Here is a 23,374-nt window from a genome sequence, read left to right as displayed (position 1 = left end):
GACCGTCAGCGGTCGTGCGAGCAACAAGGAACACACATGACATCAGTAGCAGACAAGCTGCGTTTCGAGCCGACCGCCCTGCCGGCCTCGCTGGAAACGCTGCGCGCCGAAGTGCGCGCCTTCCTGAAGGAGGCCCTGGCCGACGTGCCGGTGGTCAAACGCAGCCATAGCTGGGAAGCCTACGACGCCGAGTTCTCGGCCAAGCTCGGCGCCAAGGGCTGGCTGGGCATGACCCTGCCCAAGCAATACGGCGGCCACGGTCGCAGCGCGCTCGAGCGCTACGTGGTGGTCGAGGAGAGCCTGGTAGCCGGCGCGCCGACCGCCTTTCACTGGGTGGCGGACAGGCAGAGCGGCCCGCTGGTGGTGCGCTACGGCACCGAGGAGCAGAAAAAGGCAATCGTGCCGGCCATCACCGCCGGCAAGGCCTGCTTCGCCATCGGCATGAGCGAACCCAATTCGGGTTCCGATCTCGCCTCGCTGCGCACCCGCGCCGAACGCACGGCCACGGGCTGGAAAGTCAACGGCACCAAGATCTGGACCAGCAACGCGCACCGCGCGAACTACATGATCGCGCTGTTCCGCACCGATCCCGATCCGAACAAGAAGCATGCGGGTCTCTCGCAGTTCCTGATCGATTTGAGCAAGACCCGTGGCATCACGCCGCGCACCATCCAGAACCTGGCCGGCGGCCGCAATTTCAACGAAGTCGCCTTCGTCGACGCCGAACTGCCGCCCGACGCGTTGCTCGGCACCGAAGGCCAGGGCTGGCGGCAGGTCACCGAGGAGCTCGCCTTCGAGCGCAGCGGCCCCGAGCGTTACCTGTCCTGCTTCTTCCTGCTGCGCAAGCTCATCGACGTGGTGAAGGACAACGCCTCGCCCGCCACCCTCGCACGCCTCGGCACGCAGGTGGCATGGGCCGCGACGCTGCGCACCATGTCCTTGAGCATCGCCGCCAAGCTCAACGCGGGCCAGGACCCGCTGCTCGAAGCGGCGGTGGTGAAAGATCTCGGCTGCCAGTTCGAACAGGCCTTGCCGGGCCTCGCGCAGGAATTGTGCGAACTCGAACCGACGCTCGAAGGCCATGGTTCGGAATATCAACAGGTGCTGGGCTCGCTGATCCAGGTTGCGCCGTCCTTCTCCCTGCGTGGCGGCACGCCGGAAATTCTGCGCGGCATCATCGCGAAAGGCATGGGTGTGCGATGAACGAAACTCAACAGATGCTGGAAGACACGGTCAATCGCCTGTTCGGCGATCGGCTGGGTTGGGACCAACTGACGGCCATCGAAGAGCAGGGCTTTCCCACCGCGCTGTGGGCCGAGACCGTCGAACAAGGCATCCCCAAGGTGCTGGCCGACGAAGCGGCCGGCGGCATGGGTGTCGGCTGGAGCGATGCCTACCCGGTACTGCGCGCCTGCGGTCGCCATGCCGTGCCCTTGCCGGTGGTCGAAGCAACCATCGCCGAATGGCTGGCGCGCCAGGCCGGCGCGACACTGCCTGCGGGCGTGCCGGGGCTGCTGCCACGTGCCATCGCCGCGAGCGCCGTGAGCGCCACCACGCTCACGCTCAGCAACGCGCGCACGCCCTGGGGCCGCAACGCGGACTTCCTGGTCGGCGTCGCGGCCAAGGGTGAGGGCGCGGAACTCATCATCGCTGCCACCAGCGGCCTCGCCGTCGCGGCCGAGGACAACATCGGCCGCGACCCGCGCGACAGCCTGTCCGGTGATGCGTCCGTCATCACGCGCCAAGCCCTGCCGCTGGCGCCCGATTGCGTGCATTGGCTGGGCGCACTCGCGCGCAGCGCGCAGATCGCCGGCGCCGGCGCCGCGGCGCTGGATCTCGCGCTCAAGTACGGCGCCGAGCGCTCGCAGTTCGGCAAACCGCTGTCCGGCTTCCAGGCCATCCAGCATTACCTCGCTGACCTGGCCGGCGTGGTCGCGTCCGTCGATGCCATCGCCATGGCCGCCTGTGTCGGCCTCGACCAGCGTGGCATGGCGCCAAGCGGACGCAACGCGCGCTTCGAGATCGCGGCGGCCAAGTGCCGCGCCAGCGAGGCGGTGGAAAAGCTCACCCGCCTCTCGCACCAGGTACATGGCGCGATTGGTTTCACCTATGAATACGGCCTGCACTTCCTCACGCGCCGCCTGTGGGCGTGGCGCGCCGAATTCGGCGGCGCCGGCGAATGGGGTGAATACCTGGGTCGCGTCGCGGCCGATGTAGGTGGCGACGGCATCTGGCCGCTCATCACGGCCTGACACGGAGACGGACGAACATGCTCGACAACGATCTGACACTGGAAATCGACGGGCTCATCGCGCGTCTCACCATCAACCGCCCGGACTCGCGCAACCCGCTCGGCCAGCCCGGCGACGGCGCGCGTTTCCGCGCCGCGGCCGATGCCATCAACGCCGACAAGAACCTGCGCTGCGTGATCATGACGGGCGCCGGGCCGGCCTTCTCGGCCGGCGGCGATCTGAAAGCCATGCGCGACAAGAGCGGCTACTTCGGCGGCTCGGCCGCCGAGATCCGCGATCACTATCGCAAGCACATCCACGGCATCATCCACGCCATGTGGGACATCGAGGTGCCGGTGGTGGGCGCCATCAACGGCCCGGCCATAGGCCTCGGCGGCGACGTCGCATCGCTGTGCGACATCCGCATCGCCGCCGCCTCGGCGCGTTTCGGCGCGACCTTCCTCAAGGTCGGCCTGCTGCCGGGCGACGGCGGCGCATGGCTGTTGCCGCGTCAGATCGGCTGGTCACGCGCCGCGCAGCTGTTCTTCACCGGCGATCTCATCGACGCGCCGACCGCGCGCGAATGGGGCCTGGTATCGGAAGTGGTGCCGGACGCGGAACTGATGACGTACTGCGAGACGCTCGCAAAGAAGATCTGCGTGCAGCCGCCGCAGGCGCTGCGCATGACCAAGAAGCTCATGCGCGAAGGCACCATGGCGAGCTTCGGTTCAGTCATGGAAATGTCGGCCGCGCTGCAGGTGACGCTGCACCAGACCGAGGATCACATGGAAGCCTTGAACGCGTTCTTCGAGAAGCGCGTGCCGGAGTTCAAGGGCCGCTGAGCGGCACCTGGTTCGAACGGCGCGTCGCCTTCCCCAGGTGCGAATTCATTCGCACACTCGAACAGGTTCCAAGCGGCCTCGCCATGCATGTCAGACTGAAGTCCGACCCACAACAGAAGGCCTCTTCGTGTGGGTCGGACTTCAGTCTGACATGAAAGTGTGCGAATGAATTCGCACCTACTGGTAGCGCTCGGCCAGCACCTTCGCGATCATCGCCGACGGTGACGGCATGCGCGCATGCGCACGCCGCTCGCCCGGCGCCGCCAGCACCTCGTCGACGAAGCGCGTGATGATCTCGGCCTCGTAGTTGCTGACCACCACGCCCTCCCCCAATCCATCCTGGCGCTCGGTGGCGCCACGCATGAGCAAGGTCGGGATGCCCAGCCACGCCAGTTCTTCCTGGTTGCTGCCGCCGTCGCTCACCACGAAGCGCGCGCCACACAGGAGCTTCAGGAACGGGATGTAGGTCATGCGCGGCAGCAGGGTGATATTCGAGTTGTCTTCGAGACGCGACAAGAGATCGAATTTCTCGGCCTGCCGGCGCGTGGCGGGATGCAACACGAACACCAGCGGTATGCGCAAGGCCATGCGTTCGAGCATGGCGATGATGAAAGCGAAACGATGGGCTTCGAAGATGTTCTCGAAGCGATGCAGGGACACCACCGCGTAGGGCGCGTCGGGCGCCTTGACCTCGGCCTGCTCGAAGCGTCCCATTGCCTCCTGCACCGCGTCGACGATGGTATTGGCGCCGGTATCGATGACCTCGGCCGTGAACGGCCGCATGTTGGCCGCTGCCCACGGCCCGGGGCAGAACGCGAGGTGGGCGAGGCGAAACACCAGGCGCCGCGTCAGCTCCTCCGGAAAAGGTTCGCGCCAGCGCCCGGACGTCAGGCCTGATTCGATGTGCACGACTTCGAAGCCGAGCACGCGCCCGAGCAAGGCGCCGAGCAAGGTCGACACCGTATCGCCGTGCACCACCATCGCGTCGCGGCCGGCACGGGCGAACAGGCGCTCACGCTGACGCCACCCGCGCCACAGCATGTGCAGGAACCAGCGCGCCATCTGCGCCACGCCGGTGATCTCGCGGCCCTCGTAGAGATGCACCGCCGGTGTGCTCACGCCAAATTCGTGCAGGAGTTCGGCCATGGTCGCGTGATGCTGGCCGCTCATGACGAGCCGGTAGCTCACCCCGCCGCGTTCCAGCGCCAGCAATACCGGCGCCATCTTGATGAGCTGCGCGCGCGTGCCGATGAGGATGTTGATCATCGTACGCCGCTCACACGTAACCCGGCCCCGCGATGGCCGTGCTGGCGGCCAGCATGGCGAGATCGAGTTCGACGCCGAGACCCGCGCCGGTGGGCGGCAGCACGCGCGCGGCCGCGTCGAACACCTGCACCGGGCTGCACAGCGCGTCGCGGAACGGGTTGTAGCGCGTGACGTCGGCCTCGTAATAGCCGCCGTTGCCGATGGCCGCCAGGAAATGCAGCGAAGCGGCCATGTTGAGTCCCGTCACGGAAGTGTGGGGATGAATCTTGATGCCGGCGCGCGCCGCCAGCGCCGCGATGCGCAGCCCCTCGGTGATGCCGCCGGTCTTCGACAGGTCCGGTTGCCAGATGCGGATCGCGCCATCGGCCTCGGCCCGCTCGAAATCGAAACGCGTGTAGTGATTCTCGCCCGCCGCCAGCGGCACGCGGGTCAGGCGCGCGGCGGCCTGGTAGTCGCGCCAGGCGTGCGGCGGGAACGGCTCCTCCAGCCACGCGATGTCATGTCGCTCGAAGCACGGCGCGACAGCACGCAGGATATCGAGATCGTAGGCGGTGTTGGCGTCGACCATGAGCGTGACCTTGGCACCCAGCGCCTCGCGCACTGCACTGACCCGCGCGCGGTCGTTATCGACGCCGTCGCCCATGCGCAGCTTGAGCGCGCCGAAGCCGCGCGCATGCAGCGCCGCGGCCTCCTCGGCCAAGGCCGCCGGCGGCTCGAAACCCAAGGCAATGCCGCCGGCATAGCTGTCGATGGCGCGTTGCTCGGCGCCGAGCAGCGCGTAGAGCGGCAGCCCGGCATGCTTGCCCTTCACGTCCCATAGCGCCATGTCGATGCCCGACAGCCCGATCACGGCGGCCGCGCCGGCGCCGTGACTGGCGAGCTGCATGCGATACACGCGCTGCCACACTGCCTCGGTGTCGCGCGCATCCATGCCGGTCACGAGCGCGGCCAAGGTCGAATTGATGAGTTCGGCAATCGCGGTCGGCGCGCGCGCGGCATGCGCTTCGCCCCAGCCGATGAGGCCTGCGTCGGTCTCGACCTTCACGATCACCGCGTCACGTTTGACGGTGCGGCCGATGCCGAGGCTGACCTGGAAAGCCTCGGGCACCGCGAACGAGATCGGCTGCGCGCTGACGCGCGTGATGCGCAAGGGCGTGTCAGTCAAAGCGCCAGGCGTCCATCGACAGGGTGCCAAAGGTCGTGCTGTGGTGAATGTTGCTGGCGCGCCAGCCGTTGCCGGCGGCGCCCAGCGCCACGAACAGCGGCAGGAAGTGTTCTTCGGTCGGATGGCAATCGCGCGCATGGGGCGCGCTCGCGCGGTAGTCACACAGGCCCTCGGCATCACCGTCGGCGAGCTTGTCATTGACCCAGGCCATGAAGGCCGTGACCCATGGCGCTTCGGCATCGAAGGTCATGGGCGGCTGCAGGCGGCCGAGGTTGTGCGTCATGGAGCCAGAGCCGATGACCAACACGCCTTCGTCACGCAAGGCGCGCAGCGCGCGGCCGAGGCGGTAATGCCAACGCGCATCGCCATCGGGTTTCAAGCTCAACACCGCCAGCGGCACGTCGGCCTCGGGGTAGATGCGCATCAAGGGACTCCACGCGCCATGGTCGAAGCCCCAGGAGTGATCGGCGAGACCCTGCACACCGAGTTCGCTCTTGATGAGTTCCAGCGCACGCGCGGCGACATCGGGCGCGCCCGGCGCCGCGTAGCGCATGGCGTAGAGCTCGGGCTCGAAGCCACCGAAGTCATGGATGGTCTGCGGTTGCGCGCTGGCCGTCAGCGCCGGCACCGAGGCCGCGTAATGGGCCGACGCCACCACGATCGCGCGCGGCCTCGGCAGGGTTGCAGCGAGGCCATCGAAGAAGCGCCTGGCCGGCAGGTCGTAGAGCGCGACATTGGGCGCGCCGTGGGACAGGAACAAGGTGGGCATGCGCTGCACGGGCTGGCCTCGACGGGCAATCACGGGATGCGCGTTACTATACCCGCCTCGCGGCCCATGCAGGCGCGCCGGGCCGTTCCATCAACGAGGAAGAGTTCCATGCAACACACCATACTGGGCGGTCGCTTCACGCTGGCCGACGGCACGCCACTGCCGCTGTCCAAGGCCATTCGCGCCGGTGACTTCGTATTCCTGTCCGGCCAGTTGGGCCTGGACGAGAACGGCCGCGTCGCCGACGGTATCGAGGCCCAGACCCGCCACTGCCTGCGCAATATCGGCGAGCTGCTGGCGCTGGCGGGCCTTGACCTGTCGGCGGTGGTGAAGGCCACCGTGTGGCTGACCGAGGTCGGCGATTTCGCGGCCTTCAACCGCGCGTATGCCGAGGCCTTCGCCGATGCACCACCGGTGCGTTCGACGGTGGTGTCGGGCCTGGTGCTGCCGGGCGCGAAGATCGAGATCGAAGTCATCGCCTACGCGCCGGCGGCGTGAGCCGCGTCAGGCCGGGAAGCGCTTGACGAGTTCCCGCGCGATCAGCACGCGCTGGATCTCGTTGGTGCCCTCGCCTATGCACATGAGCGGCGCGTCGCGGTAATAGCGCTCGACGTCGAACTCCTGGGAATAGCCGTAGCCGCCGTGCACGCGCATGGCTTCGGTGGCGTTCGACAGCGCGGCTTCGGAGGCGAACAGCTTGGCCATGCCGGCCTCCATGTCGCAGCGCTCGCCACGGTCGTACTTGCTCGCCGCCTGCTCCACCAGCAGGCGCGCCGCCTCCACGCGCGTCGCCATGTCGGCGAGTTTGATCTGTATCGCCTGGTGCTCGCAGATGGGCTTGCCGAAAGTCTTGCGCTGCTGGGCGTAGCGCACGGCATCGGTCAGCGCCGCGCGCGCCACGCCCACCGCGCGCGCGGCGACGTTGATGCGCCCGAGCTCGAGGCCACCCACCGCGTGGTGGAAACCATGGCCTTCCTCGCCGCCGAGGATGCGCGAGGCCGGAATGCGGTAGTCCTGGAAGCTCAGCGCCACGCTCTCCACCGCGCGATAGCCGAGCTTCTTGAGCTTGCCGTCGATGTTGAAGCCGGGCCCGCGTTCGGCCAGGAACAGGGTCATGCCCTTGTGCGCCGGCTTGGCATCGGGGTTGGTCTTGGTCAGCACCGCGTACAGCGAGCCATACATGCCGTTGGTGATCCACATCTTCGAGCCGTTCAGCACGTAATCGTCGCCATCGCGTTTGGCGCGGGTCTTGATGCCCTGCAGATCGGTGCCGGCATCGGGCTCGGTGAGGCACAACACGCCGTGCAGCTCGGCGCTGGCGAGACGCGGCAGGAAATGCGCCTTTTGCTCGTCGGTGCCGAAGCGCAGCACCAACTGACCGAGCATCATGTGGGTATTGATGACGCCGGCGAGGCTCATCCAGGTCTCGCACAACAAGGTGATGACCTTGGCATAGGCGCTGGCGTTCATGCCCAGGCCACCGCACTCGGTCGGGTACATGAGGCTGAACAGCCCCAGCTCCTTCATCTGCTTCACGATGTCGTGCGGGTATTCGTCGGCGTGGTCGAACTGTTTGACCTGGTGGCGGACCTCGGTCCTGAGCCAGGCACCGATGGCGTCGAGGATCTGGCTCTCGTCTTCGGCGCTGAAAGTGGAGGCGGTGGCGGACATGGGGACTCCTGGAATGGATTAAGGCCAGTGTGTTGTGGGTCAGACTTCAGTCTGACTCCGGGTCGCGCTTGAATCGTCAGACTGAAGTCTGACCCACAAAGAAACGCGCCCTTCTAGAATTCTTTCATACGCGCAGCCCCGCCTGCCGGAGCAGCGGCATGACGCGCTCGCCGAAATATTCGAGCTCTTCGGCATAGTCCAGCCACGAGAGGATAAACCCGTCGATGCCCATGGCGTGGATGTGCTGCATCTTCTCGACCACCTGCTCGGGCGTGCCGACCAGCGGGTAGCCGCCCCAGCCGGCGATGAAGCGTTCGCCGAGATTGCGCACGGTGTCCTGGTTGCCGAAAGAGCTGCTTTCGATACCGAGTATCTTCATGATGTTCTCGGTCGCCTCCCAATCGCCGTGGCGCACGATGCTGTCGTACAGCTCGCGGGCCTCGGCTTCGGTATCGCGGCAGCACACCAAGCCGTAAGTCATGACCCCGCATTCGCGTTGGTGGGCGGCGGCGCGCGCCTTGACGTCCTTGATCAGGAAGCGCGCCTCGTCTTCGGTGGTGATGGTGATGAAGTTGTAATCGACATGCCGGGCGGAGAACTCACGCCCCGCTTCCGAACTGCCGGCATTTATGAGCGTCGGGTACGGCTGCTGGACCGGCTTGGGCAACAGGAAACCACCCTTGATGTCGTAGAACTCGCCGTGATGATCGAAATCCTGTTCGGTCCAGGCCCGCTTGATGACGCTCAGCCATTCGTCAGCCATGCGGTACCGCGCGTCATGGTCGCGTTGTTCGATGCCGAACATCTCTATCTCGGGGCGGAACCAGCCGCACACGATGTTGAGACCGAAACGCCCGGCGGAGATGTTGTCGATGGTGGCCGACTGCTTGGCGGCCAGCAGCGGATGCACGGTCGGCACGTGGGAGGTGGCGAACACCATCAGCTTCTCGGTGTTGCAGGCCATGGCCGTGGCCCAGGTATAGACCTCGAGATTGTTGGCGTTGAACCGGGTGCTGCCACCGAAATGTTTCCAGCGCCCGACCGGCACCAAGAGTTCGAGGCCGATGCGATCGGCGAGCCTGGCTATCTTGACGTTGTGCTGGTAGGTCGGCTCGAAGCTGGTCGGCGCGTGGGTGATGGTGCAGCCGTTGCTGCAGTTCATGCCGAAAATGCCGAGCTTGAGCTTGTTGTCGTTGAACACCGGCACATGGGCGTGACGCCAGGCGCGTAGGTCGTCGGGGTGGGTCATGATCCGGGAGGCTCCTTCAGCGCATCGGCCGCGTGGTGTGTTCCTTGGGCCGCAGCCGTGGACAGCGTCAAGTTTACACCGCGGCGGGCGCGCCTGAAGATGTGAGCCTCCGACGGAACGGCCATGCGCACACTCAACTATCTCGCCTACGGTTCCAACTTGTTTCCGCCGCGCCTCGGCGATCGCATCGCCGTGCACGGCGTGGCCGGCGTCGTGGGCCTGGCCGACACCGCCCTCGTGTTTCACAAGCGCGGCGCCGACGGTTCCGGCAAATGCAGCCTTGAACGTTGCGCGGGCGCGGTGGCCTACGGCGTGGTGTATCGAATCGACACGGCGGCGCGCGCCACGCTCGATCGCATTGAAGGCGTCGGCCACGGCTATGCCGTCGAACAACTCGAGGACCCCACGCTCGGCGCATGTTTCTTCTACCGGGCCGAAGCCGCGGCGCTGGACACCACGCTCGCGCCCTACGACTGGTATCACGGCTACGTGCTGGCGGGCGCCCGTCATCACGCCTTGCCCGCCGCGTATGTCGCGAACATCGCCGCGGTGCCCGTCGTCATCGATCCGGATGTGACACGTCGCGCCGAAAACCTGGCGCGCCTTGCGCGCCGTCCCTGATCCATAATCGGCCTTCGGCGCGGCTCTTGCGGTACGCCGCCGATGCTAGATCCACAACGTACACGGGAGGTTCCCATGCTGGTGATGATGACGGCCGATCTGGCCAAACCCGAAAGTCTTACCAACAAAGAGTTCTTCGAGATCTGGCGCCAGGAGTCCGTGGCCGCGATAGAGGCGGTCAAGGCCGGCGCCATCAAGGCCATCTGGAAAGTGGCCGGTGAGTACCAGGTGATTGCGGTGTTCGAAGTCGACAATGGCGATCAGATTGACGACATCATCCACAGCCTGCCGATCTGGAAGCTCGGCTACGCGCACATCGTGCCCAAGATCACGTTCAAGGCGCTGCGTTCCTACGAGAACTGGGGCGCGCAGTTGAACACCTTGGCCAAGGGCTGAGACGCATCAAAAAAGGTCTCGCCGTAGCGTGGAGGGCGGCGGGTCGCGTGGGTCGAAGGGGGGGGGGGGGGGCGGGGAGGGGGGGGCGACCGAGGGCGGCAACACCAACCTCATCGAGGCATCAACAACAAAATCAAAGTCATCAAGGGGCCACGGCGGACGCCTACTTCCTCAAGATCGAGCCGCCTCCCGGTTGGGGAAGAACAAAAGGGCGGCTTGCGCCGCCCTTTGTCCCCCCCTCTGGCCCGGCTGACCGGACAACGAGTCGCCCCACTGTCTCGCGATCGCCGGGCTTCCCCCGTTGATTGCTTACCCGAATTTTTGCCGGGTTTATTTCTTGGGCGGCAGGATACCGTGTTTGCGGCAAAAGTCACCAGCCATGATTGAAATCAATTGCGGCTCCTCGAACATCGGGTAATGGCCGACCGCCGGCAAGTGGGTGACCTCGCCTTTCGGCATCGCCCGGGCGGTTTCCTCGGCCAGTTCACGCGGCACCCAGAAGTCGTCCTCGCCGCGCACCACCAGCATCGGGCACTGCACGGCGCCGAGCTTGCCCAGCACGTCGTGCCCGGCCCACGCGACCAGGTCGCCGACCGCGCTAACCTGGGAATTGCGATGCTGCCAGCGCAGTTCCTCGCGCTTGTCCTGCGATACGCCACGGCCCAGGGACTCCAGCGCGGCGCGCTCCATCATGTCCTGCCAGCCGGGCGTCCACGACGGGTGCGTCATGTTGGCCGGGCTCGGGAAGGTCGGCGAGCGGCCCAGGCCCTCCATGGCAATGCCGGCCGCCATCTCCTGCCAATGATGGGCGGCGTAGTCGAGGGTGATGTCGCCACCGATGGAGCAGCCGGTGATGACCGGGTTGTGCAAGCCCAGGGTCTTGACGAAGGCGTGCACGAATTCCGCGTGTTCGTGGATGCTGCGGTGCGCCTGCCAGTCGACCGGATAGGAGCGCGAATGGCCGGGCAGGTCGAGCGCGTAGGCGTGAAAGCCCTGCTCGGCGTACAGCGGCAGGATGTACTGGTATTCCAGCGAACTCGCGCCGGCGGTATGCACGCAAACCAGCGGTTGGCCTGCGCCCAGTTCGTCATAGAAGGTGCGGGTGCCATTGACGCGTACGTAATGGCCGCGGATGTCTTCGGGTGTGCTCATGGTATTCCTCTTGCCACGCCGGCGGCGGCGCGACGGCTAGCGGTCTTGATGATTGCGGGCGACGCGCAGCTGCGCTCAGTTCGCCACGCTGCGCAGGGTGTAGGCCAGTTCGAACATCGCCTCGGTCAGGCGGCCGGCCTCGATGAGGTTGCCCTCGGTGGCAATCTCGACGCTCATTTCGCCGACCCGGCTCAAGGTCGGGTCATCGGAGAAATCGCGCTTGCCGGGAAAGGTGAGATCCGCCCACAGGCGCTCACCGGACAGCAGCAGGCCCCACGCGCGCGCCGTGCCGCGCAGCTTGAAGGTGTAGCCGAAAATCGACGGGCTGGCCTGGTGGTCGATGACCCGGCCCTTGTAGATCTTCAGCCACAGGCAATCGTTGTCGACTTCGAGTTGCACCGCGCCGTCGAATGCCTGGGCCTGGGTCGCGAAGGCGGTGTTGGCGTTCAGCGCATCGACCAGTTTGCGCTGCAAGGCCGGGTTGGCGAGAAATGACATAGGAAATTCTCATGCGTGATAGGGAGCGGCAAGCCTCCCCGATCCGTGCGCGGGTGTAAACCCGCGCCGGGGCCACCCGGCGCGAAGCACTGGCTATAAGCAATGCCGCAAATCACGGCGCCTGCTATAAACTTGCGCGATATCACCGTCCGCCACCGCGAGCCGCGCGCCCATGGATCTTCGCAACCTGCGCTACTTCGTCGAAATCGTCGAACGCGGCTCGATGAAACGCGCCGCCGAATCGCTGTACGTCGCGCAGCCGGCGCTCAGCCAACAGGTCAAGAAACTCGAGGACGAACTCGGCGTGAAGCTCCTGGCGCGCTCGGTGCGAGGCGTAGTGCCGACCGAGGCCGGCCGCGAACTGCTGACCCGCGCGCGCCTCATCCTCGACCAGGTGCACGATGCGCGGCAGGTCATCCAGGCCGGCAGTCGCGACCCGCAAGGCAGCGTGGTGCTGGGCTTGCCGTCGTCCATCAGCGCGGCGCTGTCGGTGCCGCTGATCGTGCGCATGCAGGAGGCCTATCCCAAGGTCGCGCTGCGCGTGGTGGAAGGCACCAGCGGCTACGTGCTGGATTGGCTGCGCACCGGCCAGCTCGATTTCTGCGTGCTGCACGGCGTACAGCGCGACGCCGCGATCAGCGCCACGCCGCTGTTCACCGAGGAGCTCTACCTGGTCGAGAGCGCCAACGCGCGCAAGCGGCGGCGAGCGGTGCGCTTCGCCGAGCTGGCGGCCATGGATCTCATCCTGCCCGGCCGCCACCACGGCCTGCGCGACATGCTCGACAGGATCGCCGTCGAGCACGACGTGGTGCTGTCGCCCAAGGTCGAAATCGACGCCTTCATGCAGATGAAGGCGCTGGCCAAGCTCGGCGTCGGCAACACCGTGCTGTCACGCGCGGCGGTGGCCGATGAACTGGCGCGCGGCGAGCTGCAGGCCGTGCCGATAATCGCGCCGCGGGTCGAGCGTCACATGGTGCTGGCGCGGGCCAGCAACCGTCCGGTGTCCAATGCCGTGCGCGCCACCACCACGCTGCTCGAGGAATGCGTGAAGGCCTACGACGGCGAGTACTGGCGGGTCGCCAAGGGCTGAGCGCGGGCCGCGCGCGGCGATAAGATTTTCTTATCGGTCCTATCGACATCCCCTCATTTACACCCCAGTCGCCAACTCATTAAGCTGCCCCCTCACCACGCGACGCCGGCCGTGCCCACGAGGCCCTGACGGCGCCCGATTACCGGACCCCCACGCATGTACCGGCTGTCCTTGGCGGCCCATCGGCGACCGGGTTCATCTCACCAAGAGGGAGTAACACCATGTTCGATACTGCCTGGGTCAAGAAGTGGCAGGACGCGGTCAACAGCAACGGTCCGATGAAATGGATCGGCAAGCACCTGACCGCAGATCTGCTTTTCGGGTTCGGCGACAAGCAATACGTCGTTTCATTTCAGAAGGGCAAACTCGCGGAGTTCACCGACACGCTCGGCCCGGAGACCTGCTACCAGCTTGCCATTCGTGGCCCGGCTGAATCGTGGGCAAAGTTCTGCCAGAAGGTTCCGCCGCCGATGTACAACGATATCTGGGCCATGGCGCATCCGCTCCATGGGCGCCTGACGCTGGAAGGCGACCAGATGGTCCTGTGGCAGAACCTGCGCGCGCTCTGCTGGGCGCTCGACCGCATGCGCGAAGTGTGAGCGCAAGGGAGAATTTGACATGGCAAAAATTGAACCGATAGTTGGCCGTTACATCTGGGTGCCCTTCGAAGGCACCGAATACCGCATCTACTACGAGGAAGCCGGCCAGGGCATTCCGATGGTGTGCCTGCACACCGCCGGCACCGATGGACGCGAATGGCGCCACCAGCTGTGCGACCCGGCCATCAACAAGAACTTCCGCGTCATCGCGCTGGACCTGCCCCGCCACGGCAAGTCCATTCCGCCCTATGACTGGTACAAGGAAGAGGAAGAGTACAAGCTCACTGCCAAGTACTACTCAGGCCTCCTGATGGCGTTCTGCCGCGAGCTCGGCCTCGACAAGCCGGTGATCATGGGCAGCTCGATGGGCGGCAACATCTGCCTGCACCTGGCGGCCGAATACGAGAACGACGTCAAGGCGCTGATCGCGGTCGAAGCCTGCGAATGGTCGCCGGGCTGGCATCTCGACTGGCTGCGTCATTCGCACATCCACGGTGGTGAGGTCTGCGCCACTTCGGTATTCGGCCTGATGGCGCCGCAGAGCCCGGACAAGTATCGCTGGGAAACCTGGTGGTACTACTCCCAGGGCGGTCCGGGTATCTTCAAGGGGGATCTGTACTTCTACTCCTTCGACCACGACTTCCGCGGCAAGACCCAGCAGCTGTCGGGCAAGGTGCCGATGTACTACATGACCGGCGTTTACGATTTCGCTTGCACCCCGGAAATGACCGAGGAAGCGGCGCGCAATACCAAGAACTCCGAGTGCATCATCATGGAGGAAATCGGGCATTTCCCCATGAGCGAAAATCCCGATGTGTTCAACCGCTACCTGATGCCGGTGCTCGACAAGATCCTGGCGCTGAAATAACTCGTATCACGAGTTGCCGACGGCAGTGGCCACGAGCCGCTGCCGTTCGTTTTCCAACCGCCGGTGGGCTATCCTCGCCGGCCACAGCATTCAAGCGTGGAAGCACAAGCATGTCTGACGAACACCAGGAAATTGTCTCGCAACTGCGTGACACCGTGAAAAAGGTCTGCGAGGAATTCGCCGGCGAATACTGGCGCGCCAAGGACCGCGAGCGTCAATATCCCAAGGAATTCGTCGACCGTCTGACCGAACTCGGCCTGCTCGCCGCGCTGATCCCGGAAGAATACGGCGGCAGCGGCCTGCCGATTTCCATGGGCGTCGAGATCCTGAAAGCCATCCATGAATTCGGCGGCAACGCCGGCGCCTGCCACGCGCAGATGTACACCATGGGCACGGTGCTGCGTCATGGCAGTGCCGAACAGAAACAGAAATACCTGCCCGGCGTCGCCTCCGGCGAGTTGCGCCTGCAGGCCTTCGGTGTGACCGAGCCCACCGCCGGCACCGACACCACCAGCATCACCACGGTCGCGGTGCGCGATGGCGACAAGTACATCGTCAACGGCCAGAAGGTGTGGACCTCGCGCGCGCTGCAGTCGGACCTCATGATCCTGCTGGCGCGCACCACGCCCAAGGACAAGGTCGCCAAGCGCGCCGATGGCCTGTCGGTGTTCCTCATCGACATGCGCGAAGCGAAGAAGAATGGCATGACCATCAATCCCATTCGCACCATGATCAACCACTCGACCACCGAGATCTTTTTCGACAACGTGCCGATCCCGGCCGACAGCCTGATCGGCGAGGAAGGCAAGGGCTTCCGCTACATCCTGTCGGGCATGAATGCCGAGCGCATCCTGATCGCGGCCGAATGCATCGGTGACGCGCGCTGGTTCATCAAGAAGGCCTCGGACTATGCGCGCGCGAGCGCGTGGTGTTCGGGCGCCCCATCGGCCAGAACCAGGGCATCCAGTTCCCCATCGCCCAGGCCTTCGCGCAGACCGAAGCGGCCGAGGCGGTGCTGGAGAAAGCCTGCCGCATCTACGAGTCGGGCGGCAATGCCGGCACCTACGCCAACCTGTCCAAGATGCTGGCCTCGGAAGCGGCGTGGGCAGCGGCCGACACCTGCATGCAGACCCATGGCGGCTTCGGCGTGGCCGAGGAATACGACGTCGAGCGCAAGTTCCGCGAATCGCGCCTGTACCGCATCGCGCCGATCTCGACCAATCTCATCCTTTCCTACATCGCCGAGCACGAGCTCGAACTGCCGCGCGCCTATTGAGCGCAGGAAGCTGGCGGTCGCCGCGCCCATGCCGGTCATGGCCACGAGCGTCCGTCAGCCTCCCCGGCCCTTGCACTGCGTTGAGTAGCCCATAGCCATGTCGACATTGCCCCTGTCCGATCTCTTGGTCGTTTCCCTCGAGCAAGCGGTGGCCGCGCCCTACTGCACGCGCCTGCTCGCCGAGGGCGGCGCGCGTCATCAAGCTCGAGCGTCCGGAAGGCGATTTCGCGCGTGCCTACGACAGCGCCATACACGGCCAGAGCGCCTACTTCGTGTGGTTGAACAGCGGCAAGGAATCGCTGGTGGTCGATCTCACCCGCGCCGAAGACGCCGCCTTGTTGCGGCGCATGCTGGAACGCGCGGACGTGTTCATCCAGAACCTGAAGCCGGGGTCGGTGGACAAGCTCGGCTTCGGATTCGCGGCCGTGCACGCACTTAATCCGCGCCTGGTGATGTGCAGCATCTCGGGCTATGGCACGACCGGCGCCTACGCCGACATGAAGGCCTACGATGCCCTGATCCAGGCCGAGACGGGCCTGTGCTCCGTGACCGGCGCGCCCGGCCAGCCGAGCAAGGTCGGCGCCTCGATCTGCGACATCTCCACCGGCCTTTCCGCCTATGGCGAGATTCTGAAGGCGCTCTATGCGCGGCACGGCAGTGGCGTCGGTACGCATGTCGAGCTGTCGCTGTTCGAAGTGCTGTCGGAATGGATGGCGGTGCCGCTCGCGATCCTCGAATACACCGGCAAGATGCTGACCGGCACCGGCATGGACCATGCGCAGCTCGCGCCCTACGGCGCCTACGCCGCCAAGGACGGTCCGATTTTCGTCGTCATCCAGAACAACCGCGAATGGGTGCAACTGTGCCGCGACGGTCTCGAAAGACCGGAGATGGCCGACGACCCGCGCTACCGGAGCAACGTGCTGCGCGTCGAGAATCGCGATGCGCTGCGGGCCGACATGGAAGCGGTGTTCGCGCGTTACACGCAGGCCGAGCTTGCCTTGAAACTCAACCGCGCCGGCATCGCCTGCGGCAGCATCAACGACATCGGCGGCCTGCAGAAACATCCGGCCCTCAAGCGCAAGGAAATCGAAGCCGGCGGACACACGGTCTCGCTGATCCGACGCACCGGCGACGTGCTCAGCCACGCCGCGGTGCCGGCGCTAGACCAACAGGGCGCGGCGCTGCGTGCGGAGTTTGCATCGCGCTGAGGCGCTTCACGCCCGCGCATCTATTTCGGGTCCGCGGCTTCGCGCGGCGGACGGACAACCACGAGCGGCCGCAAGCGCCGCACAGCCAGGGTGAGGATCATGGCCGAACACTATATTGACGGTCCCTACTTCGAGGACTTCCACGTCGGGCAGGTTTTCGCGGCGCCCGCCGTGACCGTGACCGAGGGCCACACCGCCTTCTACCAGTCGGTGACCGGTGACCGCATGCGTTTGCCGTTGGACCGTCACCTGTCACAGGCCGTGACCGGCGACGCGCGTTCGCTGGTGCATCCGATGATGGTCATCAACCTGGTCAACGGCCAGACCACGTTCGCCTCGCAACAGGTCAAGGGCAACCTCTTCTACCGCGGCCTGCTGCTGCTGGCGCCGGTGTTCGTGGGCGACACCCTGACCACCACCACCAAGGTGGTGGGCCTCAGGCAGAACAAGGTAAAGCCCGGCCGCGACGCGACCGGCATGGTGGCGCTGGAAATGGACACCACCAACCAGCACGGCGAGCGCGTGATGCAGTACTGGCGTTGCCCGATGATCCCCTGTCGCGATGCCAATGCCGACACCGGCAAGAACGATTCATTCGACTGGATCCCGGAGCGCCTCGAGGATGCGCAGTTGATCGACGCCGTGCCGCGCGGCTGGAACCTCGCGGCCATGGCGCCAGAGCAGTACAAGGTACCGGCTCCGGCGCTTAGCGTTGGCGACCGCGTCGTGATCGGTCCGCAGGACACCGTGACCTGCGCCCCGGAACTGGTGCGCATCACCGGCAACATCGCCTTCACCCACACCGACGCCTCGCGCAGCTATCTCGGCAAGCGCCTGGTCTACGGTGGTCACACCATCTCCATTACGCTCGCGCAAATCGGGCGCGCGCTGCCGAACCTGCTCGGTCTCATCGGCTGGCAGGGCTGCGAACACACCGCGCCGGTGCTGGAAGAAGACATCATCCGCACCGAGTTCACGGTGACCAGCGAAACGCCGGTAGCGGCCGGCGGCAAGCTCATGGAGTTGCACGCGCTGACCTTTGCCAAGCGCGCCGCGGCGGACGGGAAGAGCTACGAAGAAAGCACCGTGCTGGATTGGCGCCTGGTGGTGTGGACGGTATAACGCATCAGGTGTGGCGCTGTAGGTGCGAATTCATTCGCACATTGGAATGGCCATGCCGGGCGTGTGAGCCCGCCAACAATGTGCGAATGAATTCGCACCTACAGGTACCATGCTTGTTCGCGTCACAGCCCCGCGGTATGCCCACCGTCGATGGTCAGCACCTGGCCGTTCATGAACACCGAGGCGTCCGAGGCCAGGAACAGGATGGCGCCGTCCAGATCCTCCGGTTGACCGAAGCGGCCGGTGGGAATGCGTTGCCGCAGACGTTCGCCGGCCGGTGACTTCAGCCAGTCGCGGTTCATTTCCGTTTCGAAATAGCCCGGCGCGAGCGCATTGACGCGGATGCCGCGGCCGGCGAGGTCCACGCACAGCTCGCGGCCGAGATTGATGAGCGCGGCCTTGGCTGCAGCATAAGGCGCGATATGTCCAAGCGGGCGCATGCCCAGGATCGACGCGATATTGACGATGTTGCCCGGCCGCCCGTCCTTCAGGCAGCGCTGGATGATGGCCTGCGCCAACACCCACGGCCCGCGTAGGTTGGTTTCGTAGACATTGTCCCAATCGTCATCCTGGTAGCGCTCGGGCGCCTTGACGATGGCGATGCCGGCGTTGTTGACGAGCACGTCGATGGGACCGGCCTGTTCGATGCTCGCCACCGTGTCACGGATCGCGGCGCGGTCGCGTACGTCCAGCGCCACGCATACGCACTTGCCGCCGAACGCGGCAATGCTGTCGGCCAGTTCACGCAGCTTGTCTTCGCTGCGCGCCGCCAGGATGACCTCGGCGCCGGCCCGCGCCAGCGTCCAGCCGAAACGCTTGCCGAGCCCCATGGATGCGCCGGTGACGAGGATGCGCTTGCCCGTGAGATCGAATACCGAACGCGGGTCGTGTGCGGGATTATTCATCGAATACTTTTTTCCATCACTGAGTTTGAATGCGCCTGCGACGCGCGCAAGCCGATTTAAAGCCCGAGCTTGGGCTTGACCCAGGCGGCCATGCGCGCGATGGCGTCATCCGCCTCCGGCGCGCGACCGGCCATGAACTGGAACACGTGCTGCATCTCGGCGAACACGTCGCAACGCACATCGACCCCCGCCGCCCGCGCCAGTTTTTCGAAACGCAGGGAATCATCGAGCAGGGTTTCATCGCCACCGACCTGGATGTAGATCGGCGGCAAGCCCTCGAGATTGGCCTTGAGCGGATTGGCGAGCGGGTCGACCGGCGACGCGCCGCCGAGGAAGGTCGCCGCCATGGTCTTGACCATGGACTCATTGGCGAGGCAGTCCTTGGCGGCATTGGTCTTCAGCGATTCGCCAAGGCTTTCCATGTCATACCAGGGCGACATCGGCATGGCCGCGACCGGCAGCGGCAAGCCCTTGTCACGCGCCGCCAGCAGCACGGTGGTCGACAGCGCACCGCCCGCGGAATCGCCGGTGGTGCAGATATGTTCCGGCTTGTAACCCTGCTCGAGCAGCCATGCATAGACCGCGACGGTGTCCTCCACCGGGGTTGGATGCGGGTGTTCGGGCGCACGCCGGAAATGCACGATCAGCGCCTTGCAACCGATGGCCTTGGCGATGTGGCCGAACATCTTGCGATGGGAGTACATCGAACCCGCGACGTAGCCACCGCCATGGGTGCACAGGGCCACGCGATCCTCGGCGCAACCATGGGGCACCGCCCACATGCATTGCACACCGCCGGCATTCACCTCGAGGTAATCGACGCCACCGGGGTCGGTGGTCAAATCACCCCAGTGCTCGAACAGGTCACGCGTACCATCGAGGCCGAGTTCGGGATTGGCCGCCATCACGGCCAGCCAGCCACGATACAAATCCTTCATTGCTTCCGCTTGCGGGCTTGCCATGTTCTTCCCCTCTCCAGCGCGCGCGAAGGCGCGCATCAATTGAACAGCGAACGTAATTGCAGGTGCGGATTAATTCGCACATTCGAGCCGCGCCCAGCGCTGGAGGCCCGCCGATCAATGTGCGAATGAACTCGCACCTACACGCATACCGCCCAAACCAGGGTTTCGCGTGTATGGCCCGCTCACCGCGCGCCGACGTTCAACGACGACGGCTCGAAGTCACGTGCGTTCATCTTCGGCAGGTTCACGCGGGTCAGCATCTGCAGGGTCGTGCAATGCTTGTTCTGGATGTCGACCACCGCCGACGAATCGAGCATCGGTACGCCGCTGCCCTTGTTCTCCGGCAGGTGATAATCCGGGTGGGCCAGCCCCGCGTACAGGAACTTCCACAGTGCGTCACCGCGGTCGTAAACCTTGCCGAACACCGGGAACTTGGTCTGCGCATCGACGTAAAAATAGCGCTTGGACAAGGGATGATCGGCGCGCTTGGGCTTGCCTTCCAGCACGTGCACCTTGCGTACCTGCCAGGTCACGTTGGGAAAGCAGCCGGAATGGCCGCCGAAGTCGACATACTTGTGATCGAACTTGCGCGCTTTCTTGTCGGAATGGGGCACCTGGTCGTGGCGGTACATCGGCAGCAGGATGTAGCGGTCGCCGTTGTACTTCCAGTCCATGTCCATGATGCGGCCGCTGTAACCGAGGAAGTCTTCGATCATGATATCGCTGCCGAGAAACGAATCAGTGCGCATCGAGGTGGCGATGCGGCGCACGCGGCGCAGCAGCGGTACGTACATCCAGCCCTGCTCTTCGGCGCGATCATCGCTGTTGTAGAAGATCATGAGCTTGGTATTGGCGACATCGCCCGGGTCGAGCGCGGTGAGCGTGACGGCGTTGTAGACCTTGTAGCCGTTGTCCTTGATCTCCGGCATCGGGTCGATGACATGGCGGTACATGAAACGCATCGATGCGGCTTCGAACTCCAGCACGCGTTCGACCTTCTGGCTGCGCATGTCGCGGTAGTACCAGTACATCTCTGGAATTTCACCGCCGTCACCGGCATAGGCATAACGCATGTTCCAGGCGAGTTTCTCACCGGCGCGCGGATCATCGCTCGACAACTCACCGGGAAACGGCCGCCCGGCGGTGTAGTTCAACAGCTCGCCAGGCTCGCTGCCGAGCTGGGTCTGGCCCGCGTACTTCTCGGTGGCAGCGATATAGTTCGGATGCTGGTCGAACGGGATCGGTTCGCCGACGGTGATGGTCAACCAGCCCTGCTTCACCAGCCCGGCGAAGTCCGGGTCCATGATCTCGGCCATGCCGTCGACGTTGTCCTGGCCGATGACGGTGCCGGCCGGCGGTGACTTGGCCTGCGCCGCGGCGACGTCGAAATCGAAATCGCCGGCATGCGCGGAGCTCGGCACCCAGGCCAGCGCCACGAATGAACACAGCACAGCTCGCAAATGATTGAGCACGATGAAGGCCCCTTGCTTGTCCGTTGAATGATGGGTGACGGCGCTACGACGCGGAAGCGCTCAGATCGGGCTGGGCACGTTAGCGCAAAATTTCTTGATGGCCGGCAGGGCCATGGTCAGGGACGCCATCATCAAGGCATGAATCGGGCGTCCATGCTGAAACATGTCGAGGAAATCGGCCACTTCGACCAACTCCACTTCGATGTCTTCGAACGGGTCCAGGGTCGGCTCGCCCATGCGCTCGCAATCGACGGCGAGATACACGTGCATGCGATTGTCCTGCAAACCGGGATTGGGATAGTGCATGCCGAGGTAGTGCAGCGCGCCGGGCACGTAGCCGGTCTCCTCGCGCAGTTCGCGCCGTGCCGCCTGCTCATGGCTTTCATTGGCGGCCGGCTCGGTGGTACCACCCGGGAATTCCACGAAGCGATTCTTGGCCGCGTGCCGATACTGGTTGACGAGTATCAACTGGCCGGCGCGGGTGAGCGCGACGACATTGACCCAGTCGACCATCTCCCACACGTAATAGGCCGGCATGATGCGTTCGTTGGGCAGCATGCAGGTTTCACGGCGGAACGCGAAATAGGGATTGCGGTAGAGCTCGTCGGACGCCAGGACTTCCCAGGCCCCAACGACGGGTTTGCTGTCGGCGTCACTCACGATGTCAGCACACTAGATCTCAACCCCGGGGTCGTATTCGTCGCCGAGGATGCGGACTATAGCCCACGACGCCATGGCCCGTATACCGCTGTCCGAATCCTTGAGCAGCGGGCCGATGTCCTTGAGATACTTGCGATCCTGGCGCTCGCCCACCAACCACACCGCCTGCATGCGTACCGACGGATCGGCATTGTTCAAACCCCATTTCAACATGCGGCCGGGGTCCGCATCGATGGTCGCCCAGGACTCGAGCAGGCGCGCCGCGACCTCGGTGTCGAGCTTGCAGCAGGTGGTGACCAATTCGGAGATCTGACTGGCGATGGGGCCTGGCATGCGACGCACGCTGGCGGCCGCGACCGATGACTCCATGCCGCTGCCGTGGGCAATCTTCTCGACGATGACGGAAATCGCGTCATCGGCGCCAAAGCCGGCTTCGCTGGCGTAGGCCGCCAATTGCGCACGCGAGTTGTCCGACGCTTCGAGGGACTGCAATGCCGCCTGGGTCTTGGCGTTCTTGACCAGCCCCAGGCCCACCGCCGCCGCTTCCTGTGCATCCGGGCTGCCGTTGACGGCGAGATCCAGCAGTTTGTCCAGCGACTGGTTGCGCGCGTCGGTGTCCATCAAGACGTAGTAGGCATAGGCGCGTGTCATCGAGTCCTGATGCGTGTCTTCGGCGATCGAGCGGATGCGCTTTTCCTTGTCGCTGAAGGGCAAGGTGGCGAGCGCCTGCAGGGCATGCTTCTTGACCCAGGTATCATCCGCCTTCAATGCCGTCATCAGGAATTCAGCCATGTCTTCACGCGGGCGCGTGGCCAGGGATTCGGACAGGAACTTGATGAATACGCCTTCGCCGTCCTGTTGCGCAGCGCGATAGATGAGATCGATGCCAGCCGGGTGTTGGACGTTGAGCAGCATGTCGATGGCCGAGCGCATCAGCGACCAGTCGGGATGGGACAAGGTATCGGCGAGGAACTGCAGCGATTCCTTGTCGCCGATGTCGACGAGCGTGCCGGCCGCCGCGACCTGGTCGTAGAAGTTCTCGGATTTGCGCAACTGGCGCGCCACGGACACCGCCTCGCGCACCAGTCGCGCGGCCCCCTCGGCGTCTTCACCGGCCGCGTCGGTCGCCGCCTCAGCCGTTGTCGTCGTCTTGGCGGCCGGCGCCACCGTCGTGGCCGCCATGGCGAGCGGGCACGCTAGGGCTACACCGAGACACAGCGCACGCAGCGAGAAGGGATACAGCATTTCACGACACTCCTGGGATTCAAGGCGCTGAGCGGACGGCAAGCCTAGTCTCGACCATCATCGCCCACGTGGGTTCCCATCGGCCGATGCGGGGTTCAAGGCAG

General features: G+C 65.1%; 22 protein-coding genes and 2 pseudogenes. 12 read left to right on the top strand and 12 right to left on the bottom strand.

The genetic code is table 11. The features are described 5' to 3' along the window. Positions 1-36 precede the first annotated feature (36 nt). From IPM80_02110 to IPM80_02100, 3 genes are read left to right on the top strand one after another with little or no spacing between them, the layout of a single operon-like run. The gene (locus IPM80_02110; GenBank protein ID MBK8957239.1) at positions 37-1,203 is read left to right on the top strand and encodes an acyl-CoA dehydrogenase family protein; all 1,167 of its coding nucleotides are present in this window, start codon (positions 37-39) and stop codon (positions 1,201-1,203) included. Then, entirely contained in the window at positions 1,200-2,252 is a 1,053-nt protein-coding gene (locus IPM80_02105; protein ID MBK8957238.1) for an acyl-CoA dehydrogenase family protein, read from the top strand. Before IPM80_02110 ends, IPM80_02105 begins: the two co-directional genes overlap by 4 nt. A gap of 17 nt (positions 2,253-2,269) precedes the next feature. After that, positions 2,270-3,073, top strand: a complete 804-nt coding sequence (locus tag IPM80_02100) for a crotonase/enoyl-CoA hydratase family protein (protein MBK8957237.1) — start codon at positions 2,270-2,272, stop codon at positions 3,071-3,073. 177 nt (positions 3,074-3,250) lie between these two features. On the opposite strand, the gene IPM80_02095 is transcribed toward IPM80_02100, so the two are convergent. Genes IPM80_02095 through IPM80_02085 form a run of 3 tightly spaced genes read right to left on the bottom strand, consistent with a single transcriptional unit; the run spans position 3,251 to position 6,273 of the window. Next, positions 3,251-4,339 carry a UDP-N-acetylglucosamine 2-epimerase gene (locus IPM80_02095; protein MBK8957236.1) on the bottom strand — a complete coding sequence of 363 codons (1,089 nt, stop codon included), beginning with the start codon at positions 4,337-4,339 and terminating at the stop codon, positions 3,251-3,253. 10 nt (positions 4,340-4,349) lie between these two features. Then, positions 4,350-5,489, bottom strand: a complete 1,140-nt coding sequence (locus tag IPM80_02090; protein MBK8957235.1) for a mandelate racemase/muconate lactonizing enzyme family protein — start codon at positions 5,487-5,489, stop codon at positions 4,350-4,352. A 7-nt stretch (positions 5,490-5,496) separates the two neighbouring features. After that, a complete protein-coding gene (locus IPM80_02085; GenBank protein ID MBK8957234.1) occupies positions 5,497-6,273 on the bottom strand; it encodes a dioxygenase in 777 nt (258 codons plus the stop codon). A 108-nt stretch (positions 6,274-6,381) separates the two neighbouring features. On the opposite strand from IPM80_02085, the gene IPM80_02080 reads away from it, so the two are divergent. Beyond that, positions 6,382-6,771: a RidA family protein gene (locus IPM80_02080; protein ID MBK8957233.1), complete on the top strand. Its 390-nt coding sequence runs from the start codon at positions 6,382-6,384 to the stop codon at positions 6,769-6,771. 6 nt (positions 6,772-6,777) lie between these two features. On the opposite strand, the gene IPM80_02075 is transcribed toward IPM80_02080, so the two are convergent. Both IPM80_02075 and IPM80_02070 read right to left on the bottom strand, forming a co-directional pair. Then, positions 6,778-7,944 carry an acyl-CoA dehydrogenase family protein gene (locus IPM80_02075; protein ID MBK8957232.1) on the bottom strand — a complete coding sequence of 389 codons (1,167 nt, stop codon included), beginning with the start codon at positions 7,942-7,944 and terminating at the stop codon, positions 6,778-6,780. A 124-nt stretch (positions 7,945-8,068) separates the two neighbouring features. After that, a complete protein-coding gene (locus tag IPM80_02070) occupies positions 8,069-9,193 on the bottom strand; it encodes an LLM class flavin-dependent oxidoreductase (GenBank protein MBK8957231.1) in 1,125 nt (374 codons plus the stop codon). Between the two features lie 123 nt (positions 9,194-9,316). Here IPM80_02070 and IPM80_02065 point away from each other — a divergent pair, with 123 nt between their 5' ends. Together IPM80_02065 and IPM80_02060 are read left to right on the top strand one after the other, a co-directional pair. Then, positions 9,317-9,814, top strand: a complete 498-nt coding sequence (locus IPM80_02065) for a gamma-glutamylcyclotransferase (protein MBK8957230.1) — start codon at positions 9,317-9,319, stop codon at positions 9,812-9,814. A 75-nt stretch (positions 9,815-9,889) separates the two neighbouring features. Beyond that, the gene (locus IPM80_02060; GenBank protein ID MBK8957229.1) at positions 9,890-10,210 is read left to right on the top strand and encodes a hypothetical protein; all 321 of its coding nucleotides are present in this window, start codon (positions 9,890-9,892) and stop codon (positions 10,208-10,210) included. Between the two features lie 330 nt (positions 10,211-10,540). Here IPM80_02060 and IPM80_02055 read toward each other — a convergent pair whose 3' ends face one another. Together IPM80_02055 and IPM80_02050 are read right to left on the bottom strand one after the other, a co-directional pair. Beyond that, positions 10,541-11,362, bottom strand: a complete 822-nt coding sequence (locus IPM80_02055; GenBank protein ID MBK8957228.1) for an alpha/beta hydrolase — start codon at positions 11,360-11,362, stop codon at positions 10,541-10,543. Between the two features lie 75 nt (positions 11,363-11,437). Further along, positions 11,438-11,860 (bottom strand): hypothetical protein, encoded by a 423-nt coding sequence (locus IPM80_02050; protein MBK8957227.1) that lies wholly within the window; start codon positions 11,858-11,860, stop codon positions 11,438-11,440. 172 nt (positions 11,861-12,032) lie between these two features. On the opposite strand from IPM80_02050, the gene IPM80_02045 reads away from it, so the two are divergent. The 6 genes and pseudogenes from IPM80_02045 to IPM80_02020 all read left to right on the top strand — a co-directional run bounded on the left by IPM80_02045 (position 12,033) and on the right by IPM80_02020 (position 18,026). Then, positions 12,033-12,950 (top strand): LysR family transcriptional regulator, encoded by a 918-nt coding sequence (locus IPM80_02045; GenBank protein MBK8957226.1) that lies wholly within the window; start codon positions 12,033-12,035, stop codon positions 12,948-12,950. Positions 12,951-13,171: 221 nt separating this feature from the next. Beyond that, positions 13,172-13,549 (top strand): hypothetical protein, encoded by a 378-nt coding sequence (locus IPM80_02040; protein MBK8957225.1) that lies wholly within the window; start codon positions 13,172-13,174, stop codon positions 13,547-13,549. 19 nt (positions 13,550-13,568) lie between these two features. Continuing rightward, complete coding sequence (locus IPM80_02035) at positions 13,569-14,417, top strand: alpha/beta hydrolase (protein MBK8957224.1); 849 nt, start codon at positions 13,569-13,571, stop codon at positions 14,415-14,417. Between the two features lie 110 nt (positions 14,418-14,527). After that, positions 14,528-15,693 (top strand): annotated as a pseudogene (locus IPM80_02030) (acyl-CoA/acyl-ACP dehydrogenase). A gap of 97 nt (positions 15,694-15,790) precedes the next feature. Next, a pseudogene (locus IPM80_02025) lies at positions 15,791-16,904 on the top strand (CoA transferase). Positions 16,905-17,003: 99 nt separating this feature from the next. Continuing rightward, positions 17,004-18,026: a MaoC family dehydratase N-terminal domain-containing protein gene (locus tag IPM80_02020; protein MBK8957223.1), complete on the top strand. Its 1,023-nt coding sequence runs from the start codon at positions 17,004-17,006 to the stop codon at positions 18,024-18,026. 122 nt (positions 18,027-18,148) lie between these two features. On the opposite strand, the gene IPM80_02015 is transcribed toward IPM80_02020, so the two are convergent. The 5 genes from IPM80_02015 to IPM80_01995 form a co-directional block, all read right to left on the bottom strand. Further along, entirely contained in the window at positions 18,149-18,931 is a 783-nt protein-coding gene (locus IPM80_02015; protein MBK8957222.1) for an SDR family oxidoreductase, read from the bottom strand. A gap of 56 nt (positions 18,932-18,987) precedes the next feature. Further along, positions 18,988-19,893 (bottom strand): alpha/beta hydrolase, encoded by a 906-nt coding sequence (locus IPM80_02010; protein ID MBK8957221.1) that lies wholly within the window; start codon positions 19,891-19,893, stop codon positions 18,988-18,990. Positions 19,894-20,075: 182 nt separating this feature from the next. Beyond that, positions 20,076-21,365 carry a DUF1329 domain-containing protein gene (locus IPM80_02005; GenBank protein MBK8957220.1) on the bottom strand — a complete coding sequence of 430 codons (1,290 nt, stop codon included), beginning with the start codon at positions 21,363-21,365 and terminating at the stop codon, positions 20,076-20,078. A gap of 60 nt (positions 21,366-21,425) precedes the next feature. Continuing rightward, entirely contained in the window at positions 21,426-22,025 is a 600-nt protein-coding gene (locus IPM80_02000) for an NUDIX hydrolase (GenBank protein ID MBK8957219.1), read from the bottom strand. 12 nt (positions 22,026-22,037) lie between these two features. Then, positions 22,038-23,270, bottom strand: coding sequence for a HEAT repeat domain-containing protein (locus tag IPM80_01995; GenBank protein ID MBK8957218.1), 1,233 nt, complete (start codon positions 23,268-23,270; stop codon positions 22,038-22,040). Positions 23,271-23,374 lie beyond the last annotated feature (104 nt).

It is taken from the genome of Pseudomonadota bacterium (assembly GCA_016719885.1).
In the GTDB taxonomy this organism is placed as follows: Bacteria; Pseudomonadota; Gammaproteobacteria.
Note: the sequence above shows the minus strand (reverse complement) of the source record. Positions and strands in the feature narration are given on the sequence as shown.

Excerpts from the sequence above, each read along its gene's own strand:
- IPM80_02110 (MBK8957239.1), top strand. The coding sequence starts at position 37 with ATGACATCAGTAGCAGACAAGCTGCGTTTCGAGCCGACCGCCCTGCCG.
- IPM80_02105 (MBK8957238.1), top strand. The coding sequence starts at position 1,200 with ATGAACGAAACTCAACAGATGCTGGAAGACACGGTCAATCGCCTGTTC.
- IPM80_02100 (MBK8957237.1), top strand. The coding sequence starts at position 2,270 with ATGCTCGACAACGATCTGACACTGGAAATCGACGGGCTCATCGCGCGT.
- IPM80_02095 (MBK8957236.1), bottom strand. The coding sequence starts at position 4,339 with ATGATCAACATCCTCATCGGCACGCGCGCGCAGCTCATCAAGATGGCG.
- IPM80_02085 (MBK8957234.1), bottom strand. The coding sequence starts at position 6,273 with ATGCCCACCTTGTTCCTGTCCCACGGCGCGCCCAATGTCGCGCTCTAC.
- IPM80_02080 (MBK8957233.1), top strand. The coding sequence starts at position 6,382 with ATGCAACACACCATACTGGGCGGTCGCTTCACGCTGGCCGACGGCACG.
- IPM80_02075 (MBK8957232.1), bottom strand. The coding sequence starts at position 7,944 with ATGTCCGCCACCGCCTCCACTTTCAGCGCCGAAGACGAGAGCCAGATC.
- IPM80_02070 (MBK8957231.1), bottom strand. The coding sequence starts at position 9,193 with ATGACCCACCCCGACGACCTACGCGCCTGGCGTCACGCCCATGTGCCG.
- IPM80_02065 (MBK8957230.1), top strand. The coding sequence starts at position 9,317 with ATGCGCACACTCAACTATCTCGCCTACGGTTCCAACTTGTTTCCGCCG.
- IPM80_02060 (MBK8957229.1), top strand. The coding sequence starts at position 9,890 with ATGCTGGTGATGATGACGGCCGATCTGGCCAAACCCGAAAGTCTTACC.
- IPM80_02055 (MBK8957228.1), bottom strand. The coding sequence starts at position 11,362 with ATGAGCACACCCGAAGACATCCGCGGCCATTACGTACGCGTCAATGGC.
- IPM80_02050 (MBK8957227.1), bottom strand. The coding sequence starts at position 11,860 with ATGTCATTTCTCGCCAACCCGGCCTTGCAGCGCAAACTGGTCGATGCG.
- IPM80_02045 (MBK8957226.1), top strand. The coding sequence starts at position 12,033 with ATGGATCTTCGCAACCTGCGCTACTTCGTCGAAATCGTCGAACGCGGC.
- IPM80_02040 (MBK8957225.1), top strand. The coding sequence starts at position 13,172 with ATGTTCGATACTGCCTGGGTCAAGAAGTGGCAGGACGCGGTCAACAGC.
- IPM80_02035 (MBK8957224.1), top strand. The coding sequence starts at position 13,569 with ATGGCAAAAATTGAACCGATAGTTGGCCGTTACATCTGGGTGCCCTTC.
- IPM80_02020 (MBK8957223.1), top strand. The coding sequence starts at position 17,004 with ATGGCCGAACACTATATTGACGGTCCCTACTTCGAGGACTTCCACGTC.
- IPM80_02015 (MBK8957222.1), bottom strand. The coding sequence starts at position 18,931 with ATGAATAATCCCGCACACGACCCGCGTTCGGTATTCGATCTCACGGGC.
- IPM80_02010 (MBK8957221.1), bottom strand. The coding sequence starts at position 19,893 with ATGGCAAGCCCGCAAGCGGAAGCAATGAAGGATTTGTATCGTGGCTGG.
- IPM80_01995 (MBK8957218.1), bottom strand. The coding sequence starts at position 23,270 with ATGCTGTATCCCTTCTCGCTGCGTGCGCTGTGTCTCGGTGTAGCCCTA.